The sequence below is a fragment of the Eubacterium barkeri genome (assembly GCF_900107125.1).
GTDB classification, from domain to species: domain Bacteria; phylum Bacillota; class Clostridia; order Eubacteriales; family Eubacteriaceae; genus Eubacterium_O; species Eubacterium_O barkeri.
Genome location: NZ_FNOU01000034.1, coordinates 1 through 15,357, shown reverse-complemented (window position 1 = coordinate 15,357; position 15,357 = coordinate 1). Strand labels below are relative to the sequence as shown.

The window sequence follows — 15,357 nt, the reverse complement described above, 5'->3', positions numbered from 1 at the left end:
GAATGCGTTCAGTGCCTGAGCCCCGCAGAGCCAGGCGCAGCCGCGAACGCAAGAAGCGAAGCGGAATGCGTTCAGTGCCTGAGCCCCGCAGAGCCGGGAGGGAGCCGCGAACGCAAGAAGCAAAAAACTACCCATAAAATGAATTGACAAAGGCTGGATACGGTTGTATAATACCATTAATTAATAGATTGGCTAGAGACGAAGAAGCCACAAAAACAAAAGGACGCTTTTGTTTTTGTGGCTTCTTTTCGTTCTCTTATGAAGAACCGATGTATTAAAAAAGATTGGGGGAGAATAATGATTACCCAAGACGCGCGTGAAAAATTTAAACAGTATCCGGTCATTGCGGCAGCCCGGACGCCAGAGGATTTTCGATGTGCACTCGAATCCCGGGTCCGCGTGGTATTCATGGTAGGAGGTGATGTATTTAAAGTAAAAAATGAAATCAAGGCCATCAAGGCCAGCGGTCGTCTGATCTTTTTCCACATGGACTTAGTGGCAGGGATCGGAAAAGACGGCAGCGGGATCCGCTTCGCAAAGGAAGCCTTCGAAATCGACGGCATCCAATCCACCAAAACCCATATGCTCAAGCTGGCCAAGCAGGAAAAGCTGATGACCAGCCATCGCATCTTCCTGATGGACTATCAAGCACTGCAAAGCGGACTGCATATGATCAAAGAATCCCAACCCGACTTTATAGAACTAACACCGGGAATCGTACCCAGGATCGTCCGGAAGGTCAGCGATGACTTCGACCAGCCCATTATCAGCAGCGGGCTCGTATCGCGGGCAGCAGACGTAAAGATCCTGCAGGAGGCCGGGGCGCAGAACATCGTCTGCAGCGCCCGGGATCTATGGTTCCTGTAAAGAAAGAGGATATAATGAATTCAAGAGAGCGAGTAATTAAAGCAATCAACCACCAGGAACCCGACCGGGTCCCAGTGGACATGGTCCTGACCATCGACGTCTACCGGGACATGAAGAAAACCCTGGGGATGGACCATCTGCCGGACACCCCGCGCATGGGCCATTGGACCGATGTGCAGATGCCCATCGAAATGATCGAAAAACTGGGGCTGGACATGTACTACATCTCCCCCCACTCAGCTAAATCCGTCCACAGCAAAAACCTGCCCGACGGCAGCTTCGTGGACGAATGGGGCTGCTACTGGAAGAAAACCATGATCGACGGCGGCCACTTCTACTTCGAGCTCCAGAACCCGCCCCTGGCCAACGCCACCATCGAAGACCTGGAAACCTACCAATGGCCGGACCCCGAAGACCCCGCCCGCTACGCTGGCTTAAAAGAAGAAATCGCAGAAGTCCGGGAAAAAACCGACCTGGCCATCCTGGCCAAATTCGCCGGCGCCGTATTCGAAGTCGCCACCTACATGCGCGGCCACGAACAGTGGTATAAGGACCTGGTCAACAACCAGGAATTCGCCCACGCCCTGCTGGACAAAGTCTGCCAGATCCAAAAACGCATCGACCAATGCTGCCTGGAAGCCGTCGGGGCAGAAGTCGACATCCTACGCTTAAGCGGCGAGGACCTCGGCATGCAGGACCGGCCCCTCATCTCACCCCGGAGCTTCCGCAACGTAGTCAAGCCCCACCTCAAGGAGCTGTGGGAAGACGCCAAGGCCCATTTACAGGCTCAGAATCCGGCAGGCAAGGTCATGCTCCACAGCTGCGGCTCCGTCCGGCCCTTCATCGGCGACCTCATCGAATGCGGCATCGACATCCTGGACCCCGTCCAGCCCGCCGCCAAAAACATGGACCGCTACGCCCTCAAAGCCGAATTCGGCGACGACATCTGCTTCCACGGCAACATCGACATCCAGAAGGTTCTGCCCTTCGGCACCCAGGATGACATCACCGCCGAAGTCAAAGACGCCATCAAGGCCCTGGCACCCGGAGGGGGATTCCTGCTGGCACCGGCCCATAACGTCCAGGGGGACGTCAGCGCCGCCAACCTCATCCACATGGTAGAATGCGTTAAAAAATACGGGAACTATCCCATCACCATCGACGAAGCATAATACAGACATGGTCATATGATTCTAGAGAAAAAAGAGAGAGGAATTATAATGAAACACAATTATGTTGCAGGCATCGATATCGGAACAACCGGCGTCAAAGTCATCATCTTCGACACCGAAGGCAATAAAATAAGCAGCGCATACCGGGAATACCCCTGTACCTTCCCCCAATCCGGCTGGGTAGAACAGGACGGCGAAATGACCTGGGAAATGACCTGCGAGGCATCCCGGGACGCCATCGCAAAATCCGGCTTAGCACCGGCAGACATCCTGGCCATCGGCCTCTCCAGCCAGCGCTGCACCTTCACCCCGGTCGATAAAGACGGCATGGCCCTGCGCACCGCCATTTCCTGGCAAGACAGCCGGTCCTTCGAAGAATGTGATGAAATCGCCGAAAAAATCGGTGCCGACCGCTATTACGAAATCACCGGCCTGCCCAACGGCATCACCTGGACCGGCAGCAAAATCCTGTGGATCAAAAAGCACCAGCCCGAAATCTATGAAAAAACCTATAAATTCGCCCAGGACCAGGAACGCATCCTCCACAAGCTGGGGGCCGAAGGCTACTACGAAGACTGGTCCAACGGCTCCCTCTACGGCCTCATGGACATCAAGGACTTCACCTGGAGTAAAGAACTGCTGGACGCCCTGGGCATCGACGGGGATAAGCTCCCCCAATTAGTACCATCCGGAGAAGTCGTCGGCACCGTATCAGAAGCCGCCGCCGCCCTCACTGGCTTTGCCCCGGGGACCAAGCTGGTATCCGGCGGCGGGGATCAGCAATGCGCCGGCATCGGCACCGGCACCATCAAAAAAGGCATCGTCGAGGTCACCGTCGGCACCGCCGCCGTCACCCTCGCCTATATGGATGGCGCATATTACGACGACAGCATGCGCCTGCCCTGCTCCGCCCACGCCGTAGCCGGCAAATGGGAAACCGAAGGCCTCCAGAATGCCGCCGGCAGCTCATTAAAATGGTACCGCAACGAATTCGCCATCCCAGAAGTAGCCCTATCCAAGGAAACCGGGAAAGACCCCTACGACTACATCAACGAACAAGTCGCCGACATCAAGCCCGGAGCCGACGGCCTCATCTGCATCCCCTACTTCGCCAGCTCCGCCGCCCCCAACTGGGACCCCTTCGCCCGTGGTACCTTCATCGGATTAACCCTGGGACACGAACGGCCATCCCTGGCCCGGGCCATCATGGAAGGCGTCACCTTCGAAACCCGGGAAATCATCGAGCAGATGGCCACCAATGGCGTCGCCATCGACACCATCATCATCAGCGGCGGCGCCTCTAAATCCGCCGTCTGGAACCAGATCCAGGCCGACATCTACGGCAAGCCTGTCTTAATCCCCGCCATCGAGGAAGCCACCTCCCTGGGCGCCGCCATTCTGGCCGCCAAGGGCGCCGGACTCTACGGCAGCATCGCCGAAGCCGTCGAAAAAATGGTGCAGATGGTCGGCACCTACGAACCCAACATGGAAAACCACGCCCTGTACAATCAATACTTCGACGTGTACAAGGACGCCTATCAGGCCCTAGCCAAAGCCGGCGTATACGAACGCCTGGTCAAGCTAGCCCTGGAATAAAACCAAGGAGAAACAATGGAATACTTAAAAGAAATCACCAACTGCCTATACGAAGGCGATAGCCCTGCCATGCCCCAACTGGTACAGCAGGCACTAGATAACGGCCACGGCGCCCAGGAAATCCTGGACGCCATGATGGACGGCATGGCCGTCGTGGGACAGGAATTCAAAGATGAAATCCTCTTTATCCCCGAAGTCCTCTGCTCCTGTGAAGCCATGTCAGCCGGCGCAGAAGTCCTCAAGCCCCTCCTCAAGGATGAAGATGCCAAGGAAATGGGGACCGTCGTCCTCGGCAGCGTCAAAGGCGATATGCACGACATCGGGAAAAACCTCGTGCGCATGATGATGGAGGCCAGAGGCCTGAACGTCATCGACATCGGCGTCGACGTCCCCGAAGAAAAATTCGTAGAAGCCGTCAAAACCCATCATGCCGACGTCTGCGCCTGCTCCATCCTCCTCACCACCACCATGCCCGAAACCCCCAAGGTCGTCAAAGCCTTTGAAGAAGCCGGGTTGCGGGACGCAGTGAAAATCCTCATCGGCGGCGCCCCCATCACCCAGGAATTCTGTGACCGTACCGGGTGCGATGCCTACGCAAAAGACGCCGGCAGCGCCGCGGAAATCGCCATCGCCCTGTGCCAGGCCTAAGCCATGATCATCATAGGTGAAAAGCTCAATGGCGCCATCCCCATCGTAAAAGAAGCCATCATAAACCGGGATGCCCCATTCATCGCCCATCGGGCGAAGCAGCAGGCCGACGCCGGCGCTGACTTCATCGACCTCTGCGCCGGCACCGAACCAGAGCGTGAAATCGAGGACCTAAGCTGGCTCATGGAAATCGTCCAGGATGCAGTCGATGTACCCCTATGCATCGACTCACCCAACCCGCATTGCATCAAAGCGGTCTTTCCACTGGCCAAGCAGCCCGGCCTCCTCAACTCAATCTCAGGAGAAGGGGAAAAATGCGAGCTGCTGCTCCCCCTCCTAAAGGACAACGACTGGCAGGTCGTCGCCCTGACCTGCAGCGACGACGAAGGGATCCCCAAGGACACCGAAACCAAGGTCGCCATCACCATCGCCATGGTCGAAGCCGCGGCCGCCTATGGGATCACCCAGGACCGCATCCATGTGGACCCCTGCGTCTTAGCCCTGGCCACCGAAGCCCGCTCCCTTCTGAACCTCAAGGGAGATATCCAAGGCATCCGAGCCTGCTACCCTGACATCCACATCACCTCCGGACTCAGCAACATCTCCTTCGGCCTGCCCAACCGCAAACTCATCAACCGGCATTTCCTGGCCCTCGCCATGGCCGCCGGCATGGACAGCGCCGTCATGGACCCCTGCGACGAAGCCATCATGGACGCCATCGCAGCCACCACCGCCCTCCTGGGCCAGGACCGCTTCTGTAAGCAATACAGTAGACGGTTCCGAAAAAAACGCAGCTAAACTACTCATCTCCTTACCAATACATTGTATGCCAATACTAGAAAGGTACCCTGACTTAGCCAGCGGGGTACCTTTTTTAGTTGGCGAATCTTGCAGTGGGGTGGGGGAAGTGCTATACTGAGTGAAAAGAAAACAATTGCAGAAGGAGAAATGAAAATGGAAACTTATACGAAAGCGCAGGTCACCGCCCTCATCGAAAAAGCCATCGCCCTGGGCCGCACCCTGCCCCCGCCCCACTGCCGCATCACCGTCGCCGGCATGACCTACAAGCTCGGACCCTCAGCCCTCACCCCCGGCCAAACCGTCATCCTCATGAAGGAACCCGACAACCCCTACGATGAAGACGCCATCCTCGTAGCCATCGGCCTCGACCTAGACGGCAAGCCCATCACCGTAGGCTACGTCGCCAACAGCACCAAAACCGTCGCCAACGGCACCCTATGGGCCTCAGACATCCAGCCCTACTTCGACACCCAAGCCATCGCCCGGGTCCAGAAATACGACAAGCCCCATTGGATCCTAGAGCTATCCCCAGAGGTAGATGTATCGGGAATCGTGGGGAAATTCCTATTAAAATACTACGAATGAGCGTATTAAATACAACTAAAAAGGGTAATTAAATCAGAATGAGCATAGAATACAATATAAAAGCGTAATTAATACAACTTACAGTTGTATTTCATCTTGAGAATGGAGGACAACATGGCAAAAATAACCTATAATAAATTGGTCCGGGACCGTATCCCAGAAATCATCGAAGCGACAGGCAAGACGTTTGAGGTGCCATCAGGCGCTGCTGGTAAAGTATTCTTATAGAGCGAGTGAAAACTACTAGCTAAATCGATGGTCCTGATTAAGGCTTTAACGAGGTGAGAGGTTGAGTGTCCAATCGTTCATTTAGTATAATAATGACAACAATTGCATATTATAAACGATTAAGTTATACTAATCTCAATAACCATTAAAACATTTCACATAATATGTAAGAGGTTGAGGATTGAAAAGTAAAACAAACATTCCACATGCACCGGTTTTGATGAATTCACTCAGATCATTGGGATATACCTTTGAGTCAGCCATTGCTGACTTGGTTGACAACAGCATCGGTGCAGGCTCTCAGAATATCAATATTGAATTGAATACTATTGAAGAACCATACATTATCATCTCGGATGATGGACATGGCATGGATGAAGAAGAATTATTTGAAGCTATGCGTTATGGCAGCACTGATCCGGATGATGACCGGAAAGATTCGGATTTAGGTCGGTTTGGACTGGGAATGAAATCCGCTTCGTTATCCCAGTGCCGAAAACTGACGGTGGCTAGTAAAAAGAATGGGAAAATAAGCTGTTGCGGATGGGATATCGATCATGTCATTGACAAACAAGAATGGTCTGTCCTTATGTATGACCAATGTGAAATCAGAAGACTACCTGAAATTGACAGAATATCGGAACTTGCACATGGTACTTTTTTATTACTCCAGAATTTTGACAGAATTTCAGAAAGTACCGGAGATCTGACGCAGACGCTGAAAGTACAAATGGACAGGACCATTGATCATCTGGCACTTGTGTTTCATCGATTTACAGAGAAGGGGATTGTTATTTCGGTAAATGGATCTCCAATTCCAGCAAGGGATCCGTTTTTGAGAAAACACAAGGCGACAATAAACCTGAGAGAGCAAAAGATAAAGATTGAAAAATCAGTCATTACGGTGAAACCATATGTATTACCTCATTTAACGAAAATCAAGCAGAAAGACATTGAATTGGTGGGAAGTAAGGAAAACCTGAAGGAGAACCAGGGTTTTTATGTTTACCGCAATGAGCGATTGATTATCTGGGGAACATGGTTCAGATTATACAAAAAAAATGAATTGGGTAAGTTGGCCCGGGTAATGGTGGATATACCCAACACACTGGACAGTATGTGGAGCCTGGACATCAAGAAGAGCAAAGCAAGACTGCCGGACATTATCAAACAGCAACTCCACGCCAGCGTTTTATCATCGATGGAAAAAAGCGATCAGGTTTTTAGTTATCGCGGACGTAAAGATAAAAAAGAAAATGATTTTAATTATGTATGGGAAAGGATGACACTCAGAGAGAATGAATACAGGTATGAAATTAACCGCAATTTGCCTCAGCTGAAAATATTGGCAGAAATTCTCGGAAAAAAAGAATTGCAATTGTTGAATCAGGTACTGGACTTAATCGAAGATACCTTGCCATTACAGGCTTTGTATCTCGATAGTGCCAATGGTAAACTTACCGAATATACACCGGATGAAATAGAGTTGATAGACAGTATTAAACTGAATTTGAAGCAGGCAGAGTCAATTGGACTGAATAAATCCGGATTGATTGAGGGTTTCTATACCACTGCGCCATATTGTCTGTCTTCAAAAGTCAAAGAATTCTTAAAAGGGGAAAAGAATCATGAATAGTTGTGAAAGGATGTTATTGGACAACCTCCAAAGTTGTATTGTAAATGGGGATACAATCTTAACGGAAGAAGATATCGACCAGTTAATTGAACAGTACCAAAAAATGTCTATGTTTGCAAACATGACTGATCAGGAGATTAAAACAGTTAGAAACGAATTGTTGTCCAGAAATTCTATAAAAATGGAAATTGGTTCACTGATTGAGGACCGGGAGAATAGACATAAACCTTGGTTTGAAGCACAAAAAAGTGAGTTTAAGATGGAATATTGGGACAGATATCGGAGCTATATATTAAAAGATATGGGGTTTTCCGGGAATGTGGTTAATACAATGGATGATATCCTGGATAAAATCACTGATTTACTTGGCAATCCATCAGATGATTATAGTTTCCAACGCAGAGGATTGATTATTGGAGATGTTCAATCAGGTAAAACAGCCAATTATACTGGATTAATCTGTAAGGCTGCCGATGTTGGATATAAAGCCATTGTGCTTTTAACAGGTACAATTGAGCGGCTTCGGAAACAGACCCAAAAGAGATTGGATGCTGGTTTTGTGGGACGGGATAGCGATGACATGCAAAAGAAAATCGCTAAACCCATTGGGGCAGCGAAATATAACGAAAACCTGCATCCGATGTCAGTTACAACAGTTCATAATGATTTCCAGAAAAAAATTGCTTCAAGTATGATTTATGATCTGAAGGCTGTTAATGGGACTATTTTATTCGTAGTAAAAAAGAATGTAAAAATCCTGAAAGCATTGGAGGAATGGTTTAACACCTCGCATAATGCTGATGGGAAAGTAGAGTACTCCCTGTTGCTCATTGATGATGAATCCGATAATGCCTCGGTCAATACAGGAAAACAAGATGAAGATCCCACAGCAACTAATGCGGCTATCGTCCGCATATTGAATCTGTTCAGAAAGGCAAGTTATATTGGTTTTACGGCAACACCGTTTGCTAATATTTTCATCAATCCGCAAACAGATGAAGAAATGGAGAAGGAAAGTCTTTTTCCAAAAGATTATATTTACTCTCTGAATGCACCGGATAATTACACGGGTGCCCGGGATATTTTTTCTGAAAATGCCAGTGACGCATACATGATCCAGGAAATAAATGTGCCTGAAATTGAAAATGAGACATGCCTTCCATTGAAACAGAAAAGCGGCCATCATGTTACTTTTATTCCAAAAGATATGAAGGAAGCAATCAATGCTTTTTTCATTGCTAATACAATTCGGGATTTGACGGAATCAGAATCAAATACACATCGGGCAATGTTGATTAATGTAAGCAGAAGCAGGGATGTTCACGAACAGGTCAGACGGTTAATTGATGATTATATTAAGACTAAGCTCCAATGTACGCTGCGTTTATGTAAAAGTAAACCATTTAAAAAAGTTGAAAATGAAGCGGAAATTGCAGAGCTTTTCAATACATACAAAAAGATTTATCCGGATATCAATATCAGCTGGGAAGAGATATTCAACCATTTGTATGATTCGACGGCGAGAATTAAAACGGCAATCGTCAATATGGACCATCCCAATGCTTTGAATTATGATGAATACAGAGAAACCGGTCTGCGGGTTATTGTTATTGGTGGGCTCAGCCTTTCCCGGGGATTGACCCTTGAGGGATTGATGATTAGTTATTTTTACCGGAATTCCAGAACCTATGATACCCTGCTGCAGATGGGACGTTGGTTCGGCTATAAAGGGAAATATAAAGAACTGTGCCGGATCTGGATGTCGGAAGAATCCAGGGAGTGGTACCGCTATATTAACGAGGCAACAGAGGAACTTCGCCGTGACCTTAAAAAATTTGAAGATACTGCACTGACACCATTGGAATTTGGTATCCGGGTCCGGTCGGATATAGCTACCCTTGATGTGACTGCAAAGAATAAAATGCGGACAGCAGAAAAAGCAGTCTATAGAATTCGTTTAAGTGGTGAAGTCATCGAAACACCACATATTACAACAAAAAGAAGCAATAATGACCAGAATATTGAAGCAATCAAACGAATGGTTTCAAAAATTGGTAAAAGTCCAATCAAGTACCCCAAGGAAGAAAAAAACAAAATGCAGGGGTATATTGATATTGAGAAAAATCTGATCATTGATTTTTTACAACACATCAGTGTCTCACCAACGGCACTCCACTTTGATACAGGGGTATTGGCTGAATTTATTGAAAACGATAGTGGACACGAACTGGATCGTTGGGATATCCAGTTTGTTGAAGGGACTGGAAAGGAATATCAACTGACGAATGATATAAAAATTAAAAAGGTTAAACGGAGTTTTAGTTTAATACTGAATAATAAGGTGATCTGTATTAGTGGCAGTAAACAACGTTTAGGGAGTAAGGGGGATGGTATATTTGGTCTGGAAATCAATGCGATAACGGACATACAAAAGGAAATCGATAAAGATTATGAAGCGGGATTCCGCCGATCCCGGGAACCCAACCAAAAAGACCGGTTTAAATATGGTATTAAACGAAATCCACTATTAAGTATCTACCTTATTGAATTGAAGCCCCCTGAAAAAGAATGTGGGCCAGAGGAAGAAGGTATCGTGCAGGAGTTCAATTCGAATGGTCCATTGGTTGGATTCGGTATTGGAATACCATTATTATCTGATTCAGAATCCCAGCGGGCAACATACATGATGAATAAAATTGCCCAAAAAGAACGGGAAGAAGCATTTCAGTCATACTTTGAAGAAGAAGTTGATGAGGATGATGATGTATGAAATCAGACCTGGAAAGTAAATTTAAAATAGGTAAAGACAATAATACCTTCCAGCGGATTAGTGCTGAATGTCCCCACGATATTTTTGCAGGTTATAATATGGGAAAAGCGATACTCTGTATTAAGGGAAAGGGGCAATACTGCGAAATCCGGTCCACCAGAATCATTCGGACCATATTTACAGGAAGAGAAAATCACTGCTTTGAGCTCTGTTTCGTTCTGAATGAAGACACATATTTTCGGCAGTTTCTGAAATTATGCACAGACATCATCGAACGTGCGACCATTGAGACGGAACAAAAGTTGTTGATAAATGTACTTAATACCTGGTCATGCTGGCTCGAGCTCTTCAAAGGGGAAAGAAGTCCATATTTAAATGATAATCAGATAAAGGGGCTGGTGGCTGAATTGCTTTTCCTGAATCAATATCTAATACCCAAAATCGGTGGAGATGCTGCTATCACAGCGTGGATGGGACCGGAGAAGAACCATAAGGATATCGAGACAGGTGAAAGATGGTGCGAAATAAAAGCAGTCTCAACCGGTGCGTTGACAGTCAAAATCAGTTCGCTGGAACAGCTGGATTCGGATATTTACGGCTATTTGGTGATTTTTTACCTGGATAAATCGAATCAAACCAGGGATAATCAGATTAACCTTAATAAATGCGTGAAATCCATAGAGATGAAGCTGGAAGCAATTGAGACACAATTTCTTTTTAAAAGAAAACTGCTGAAGGCAGGGTATTTTGAAGATGTTTATTATGATACTATTTGTTTTCTACACAAAAAGACATCTTTTTATCGGGTTACTGATGGTTTTCCAGTCATATTAAAGAAGGACATAGCCACTGGGATTGTGAGAGTCGCGTATGACATTATGATAGAAGCCTTAGTGGAATATCAGATTCAGGGGAATTGAAATGGATATAAACGAATATAAAGAAATCATACTGGCCGATGTTCAGGCAAAAGCTGCCAGTGAAATGTGTGATTCAGCCAGTGCATTTTTGGAAATCGCCACTGATACCATGATTGAATCAGACGAGTTTGAAAGCCTTTCCCTATCTTATTTTGAAGGATTTTACGGGAAATACAAGATGCAGATTGATGGATTTTACTATGATGAGTTTGATCAGTCCATCATCATTCTGATTAGTGATTTTACCAATGAATTGCAGGAAAGCTCCCTGACGAATACCATGATAAAAAACCATCTTAATCGAATGCGGTATTATGTTGAGGCGTGCATTAAGGGATATATCGAAAAGAATTGTGAAGAAAGCCAGGAAGCATACGAATTTGCATTGCTTCTATCTAAAGTAATATATGATATTCGGAAAATCAGGTTTTATATACTGACAGACCGTGTCATCAGTAAACAGATAAAAAGGAATCAAAAATACGACGATATTCAGGGTGTTCCGATTGATTTGTCGATTTGGGATATGAATCGGTTATATAATGTTGCTCTATCAAGAATGCAGCGGGAGAGTATTCGCATTTGTTTTACGGAATATGGAACAAAAGGGATACCTGCTATAAAAGCAGTATCCAGTGACGTTGAATCCTATGAATCTTATCTTGCCGTCATACAGGGAGAAACACTGGCGAGGATGTACATAGATCATGGATCCCGTCTTCTTGAAGGGAATGTGCGTTCATTCCTCAGCGTTCGGGGAAAGGTGAATAAGGGAATCCGCAACACCATTATGCAACAACCGGATTTGTTTTTTGCGTATAATAATGGAATTGCTGCGACGGCTGCAGAACTGAAACTGGAGGGTAATCTGATAACAGAAATACAGGATTTGCAAATAATCAATGGAGGGCAGACAACGGCATCTATAGCCAATGCTGTTCTACAGGATAAAAGCGATGTCAGTCATATCTTTGTGCCGGTGAAGCTTTCTGTTGTATCAGGTGAAAAGGTTGAGGAACTCATTCCCGAAATTGCCAGATGTGCCAATACTCAAAACAAGGTCAGTGAGGCAGACTTTTTCTCAAACCATCCCTTCCACATTCGGATGGAGGAGTTGTCCAGAAAAACATTTGCGCCACCTGTTGGAGGAAACCAACATCAGACGCGTTGGTACTATGAACGTGCCAGGGGGCAGCACACCCAGGAACAGATGAAGATGAAACAATCGGAGCGGAAGCAATTTCTGACTTTGAACCCAAAAGACCAGATTATAAAAAAAGTTGATCTTGCCAAATACATCATGACGAAAGAACAATGTCCTCATATCGTCAGTACCGGAGCACAAAAGAATATGCGGGCATTTGCAGAAATAATCGATAAGCAGTGGAAGAAATCAGACACAGGATTTAACCAGGTCTATTACCGGAATCTCTGTGCTGTTGCCATCATGTTCAGGGAGACGGAACGATTAGTTTCAAACCAGCAATGGTACAAGGCCGTTAAATCCTATCGTGCCAATATAGTAACTTATTCGCTGGCGGTTTTGTTCCATATTATCGAAGTTAACTATCCGCAGAAGGAAATAGATTATAAACGGATATGGGACAGGCAAAGCATGACCTATGAACAAACAGAACAGCTTGCAATAACGACGAAGGAAGTATATCAGTTCATTACCAAGGATGACAGAAAAACGGAAAACGTTACAGAATGGTGCAAAAAAGCCGAGTGCTGGGCCTGGGCGGAGGATGAACATTGGACCGTTATTGATGATTTCTCAAAAATGCTGATTTCTAAAAATAAGAGTATAAGTGAACAGGAAACGGCAAAAAAAGACCAGAAAGAGAATAACGAAATCAATGCTCAAATACAGGTCATCCAATGGGGGCAGTCGTATTGGCAGCAGGTTTGGGACTGGCTGGGGCAGCAATCAGTACCGATATCAGATATGGAGAAGAGTATCCTGAAACTAGCCTGTCAAATGACGGAGACCGGGAGACCGCCAACACACCGGCAGGCGAAAGTCCTCCTTGCTTTATATAATAGACTGATTGACGAAGGGATGCCAAAACGTTAAAATAAAGCTATTTGCGCAAAGGAGGTGAGGTAAAATGCTTTGTATTGATTTGTTTGCAGGGGCCGGTGGGCTGTCTGAGGGATTCCGTAGACTGGAGGATTTCGAAATCCTGGCCCATGTGGAAATGGATAAAGCTGCGGCCACGACTTTATTAACCAGGGAAGCATATTATTACCTGAAAGAAAAAGACCAACTTTGTACATATTATGATTATCTGTTGGGTAATATAAATCGGGAAGCTTTTTATGCTATGATTCCAGAGAAAGTTAAAACCCGGGTAATCAATCAGGAAATTGGAGATACAACCAGACTTGGTATCTATCAACAGATTGATGCTTTGAGGGGAAATCACCCCATCGATGTGATTTTGGGTGGGCCACCTTGCCAGGCGTACTCGCTTGTCGGCAGAGCACGGGACAAAAATGGGATGAAAGATGATCCGAGAAACTACCTTTTCAGACAGTATTTTTCTTTTGTAAAAAAGTATCAGCCTAAAGTAATTGTCTTTGAAAATGTAAGTGGCCTCAGCTCCGCAAAAAATGGTGAGATTATAACAGAAATCAAGAAAGAATTGAAAGCTATTGGATATCGCTTTGAATACCGATTATTAAATTCAGCCGATTATGGTGTCCCTCAGAAGCGAAAGAGAATTATTTTGATTGGCTGGTCCGAAGCAATGGAGTATGGTCATTATCCGGAATTTGAGAGTTTATACAGTGGTGTAAAACCAACAATTCGCAGGTTGTTTGAGGATTTGCCGGAACTGAAAGCCGGTGGCTGCTGTCCCGCAGCATTCCACGACTGCAATAATCCGCTTTTAAAAGACCTGCACATCAATGATGGGTTCCCCTATTTAACCTGGCATGTGACCCGTGGTCATAATTCCAGGGACCTGGATATCTATAAACGATGTGTTGTGCTTAAGATGGAAAAGGATGAACAACTATCTTATAAAGACCTGCCGAAAGAATTGAAGACGCATCAAAAAGAAAATATCTTTCTGGACCGTTTCAAGGTCGTCCCGTATGATGATGTCTGCCATACAGTTGTTGCTCATATCTCCAAAGACGGTCACTATTACATCCATCCTTCACTGGAGCAAAACCGGTCCATTAGTGTACGGGAAGCTGCACGGATTCAGACCTTTCCGGATGACTTCTATTTTGAAAAAAGCCGGACAGATGCCTTTAAACAAATCGGGAACGCCGTTCCTCCGCTCATGGCAGAGGTAATTGCAAGAGGAATAAAATCACTTTTTTTTGGAGATGATACCGATGGATGTTCATACAAAAAAGCAGAGAAGTTATAATATGTCCCGTATTCGGGGGAAAGACACAATGCCTGAAGAAATAGTCCGAAAATATCTTTTTTCAAAAGGCTTTCGCTATCGAAAAAATGTCAGAGAGCTTCCAGGAAAACCGGATATTGTATTGCCAAAATATAAAACGGTCATCTTTGTTAATGGCTGTTTCTGGCATGTCCATGAAAACTGTCGGTACTTCAAATGGCCAGCAAGTAATCGAGAATTCTGGCATAACAAATTGACAGCTAATCAGTTGCGGGACCAAATGAATTATCGGGATCTGGAACAATCCGGATGGCATGTTGTGATTGTTTGGGAGTGTGAACTTAAGACTAATTTGAATAAGTGTTTGAAAGATGTGGTGCATAAATTAAATCAAAATAAAGAAAATGAATAAGCCAGCTCCCTGAAACCGGAAAGTGGCTCAGACTATCGTTAAAGCCATAGAAACCCATAAAGTTTCTATGGCTTTTTTCGATTGGAAGAGAAGCGAGAACGTCATCCGTGATATAATAAAAACATCAAAAGCGGAGGAAAAAAAGATGCTGACGAAACGGGAAAAAAACATACGAGAACAATCTCAGATCATCACCATGGATACCATCGTACCAAGGGACCATATTCTAAGGTTAGTGGATGAAGCCATCAGCTTCGACTTCATCTATGACCTGGTCGAAGACCAATACTGCCTGGATAATGGCCGCCCCAGTATCGATCCGGTGGTCCTCATCAAGCTGCCCATCATCCAGTACCT

The 15,357-nt window shown here is 46.1% G+C and carries 13 protein-coding genes; all 13 read left to right on the top strand.

From position 1 onward, the window contains the following. Positions 1-297: 297 nt before the first annotated feature. On the top strand, positions 298-867 hold the full coding sequence (locus BLU30_RS13620) for a glycerol-3-phosphate responsive antiterminator (protein WP_176770956.1): 570 nt from the start codon (positions 298-300) through the stop codon (positions 865-867). A gap of 14 nt (positions 868-881) precedes the next feature. Further along, a complete protein-coding gene (locus BLU30_RS13615) occupies positions 882-2,039 on the top strand; it encodes a uroporphyrinogen decarboxylase family protein (RefSeq protein ID WP_090247202.1) in 1,158 nt (385 codons plus the stop codon). 48 nt (positions 2,040-2,087) lie between these two features. Continuing rightward, positions 2,088-3,635 (top strand): FGGY-family carbohydrate kinase, encoded by a 1,548-nt coding sequence (locus BLU30_RS13610; RefSeq protein WP_090247201.1) that lies wholly within the window; start codon positions 2,088-2,090, stop codon positions 3,633-3,635. A gap of 15 nt (positions 3,636-3,650) precedes the next feature. Beyond that, positions 3,651-4,283: a cobalamin B12-binding domain-containing protein gene (locus tag BLU30_RS13605; RefSeq protein WP_090247199.1), complete on the top strand. Its 633-nt coding sequence runs from the start codon at positions 3,651-3,653 to the stop codon at positions 4,281-4,283. A 3-nt stretch (positions 4,284-4,286) separates the two neighbouring features. Next, complete coding sequence (locus tag BLU30_RS13600; RefSeq protein WP_090247198.1) at positions 4,287-5,081, top strand: methyltetrahydrofolate cobalamin methyltransferase; 795 nt, start codon at positions 4,287-4,289, stop codon at positions 5,079-5,081. Positions 5,082-5,237: 156 nt separating this feature from the next. Then, a complete protein-coding gene (locus BLU30_RS14590; protein WP_090247195.1) occupies positions 5,238-5,669 on the top strand; it encodes an HIRAN domain-containing protein in 432 nt (143 codons plus the stop codon). A gap of 409 nt (positions 5,670-6,078) precedes the next feature. Beyond that, positions 6,079-7,533 carry an ATP-binding protein gene (locus tag BLU30_RS13590; RefSeq protein WP_090247194.1) on the top strand — a complete coding sequence of 485 codons (1,455 nt, stop codon included), beginning with the start codon at positions 6,079-6,081 and terminating at the stop codon, positions 7,531-7,533. Next, a complete protein-coding gene (locus tag BLU30_RS13585; RefSeq protein WP_090247192.1) occupies positions 7,526-10,303 on the top strand; it encodes a Z1 domain-containing protein in 2,778 nt (925 codons plus the stop codon). Before BLU30_RS13590 ends, BLU30_RS13585 begins: the two co-directional genes overlap by 8 nt. Next, positions 10,300-11,223 carry a PD-(D/E)XK motif protein gene (locus BLU30_RS13580; protein ID WP_090247191.1) on the top strand — a complete coding sequence of 308 codons (924 nt, stop codon included), beginning with the start codon at positions 10,300-10,302 and terminating at the stop codon, positions 11,221-11,223. The genes BLU30_RS13585 and BLU30_RS13580 overlap by 4 nt, the downstream gene beginning before the upstream one ends. Position 11,224: 1 nt before the next feature. Next, the gene (locus BLU30_RS13575) at positions 11,225-13,300 is read left to right on the top strand and encodes an AIPR family protein (protein ID WP_090247189.1); all 2,076 of its coding nucleotides are present in this window, start codon (positions 11,225-11,227) and stop codon (positions 13,298-13,300) included. 34 nt (positions 13,301-13,334) lie between these two features. Then, positions 13,335-14,609, top strand: a complete 1,275-nt coding sequence (locus BLU30_RS13570) for a DNA cytosine methyltransferase (RefSeq protein ID WP_090247188.1) — start codon at positions 13,335-13,337, stop codon at positions 14,607-14,609. Then, a complete protein-coding gene (locus tag BLU30_RS13565; RefSeq protein ID WP_090247186.1) occupies positions 14,575-15,000 on the top strand; it encodes a very short patch repair endonuclease in 426 nt (141 codons plus the stop codon). Before BLU30_RS13570 ends, BLU30_RS13565 begins: the two co-directional genes overlap by 35 nt. Before the next feature lie 145 nt (positions 15,001-15,145). Then, positions 15,146-15,357: transposase (locus BLU30_RS13560; RefSeq protein WP_479691036.1), on the top strand; the 212-nt coding region annotated here is incomplete at its 3' end.

Bases quoted from the DNA above. Each gene is read 5' to 3' on its own strand.
- BLU30_RS13575 (WP_090247189.1), top strand. From the start codon at position 11,225: ATGGATATAAACGAATATAAAGAAATCATACTGGCCGATGTTCAGGCA.
- BLU30_RS13580 (WP_090247191.1), top strand. From the start codon at position 10,300: ATGAAATCAGACCTGGAAAGTAAATTTAAAATAGGTAAAGACAATAAT.
- BLU30_RS13600 (WP_090247198.1), top strand. From the start codon at position 4,287: ATGATCATCATAGGTGAAAAGCTCAATGGCGCCATCCCCATCGTAAAA.
- BLU30_RS14590 (WP_090247195.1), top strand. From the start codon at position 5,238: ATGGAAACTTATACGAAAGCGCAGGTCACCGCCCTCATCGAAAAAGCC.
- BLU30_RS13615 (WP_090247202.1), top strand. From the start codon at position 882: ATGAATTCAAGAGAGCGAGTAATTAAAGCAATCAACCACCAGGAACCC.
- BLU30_RS13605 (WP_090247199.1), top strand. From the start codon at position 3,651: ATGGAATACTTAAAAGAAATCACCAACTGCCTATACGAAGGCGATAGC.
- BLU30_RS13620 (WP_176770956.1), top strand. From the start codon at position 298: ATGATTACCCAAGACGCGCGTGAAAAATTTAAACAGTATCCGGTCATT.
- BLU30_RS13585 (WP_090247192.1), top strand. From the start codon at position 7,526: ATGAATAGTTGTGAAAGGATGTTATTGGACAACCTCCAAAGTTGTATT.
- BLU30_RS13610 (WP_090247201.1), top strand. From the start codon at position 2,088: ATGAAACACAATTATGTTGCAGGCATCGATATCGGAACAACCGGCGTC.
- BLU30_RS13570 (WP_090247188.1), top strand. From the start codon at position 13,335: ATGCTTTGTATTGATTTGTTTGCAGGGGCCGGTGGGCTGTCTGAGGGA.
- BLU30_RS13565 (WP_090247186.1), top strand. From the start codon at position 14,575: ATGGATGTTCATACAAAAAAGCAGAGAAGTTATAATATGTCCCGTATT.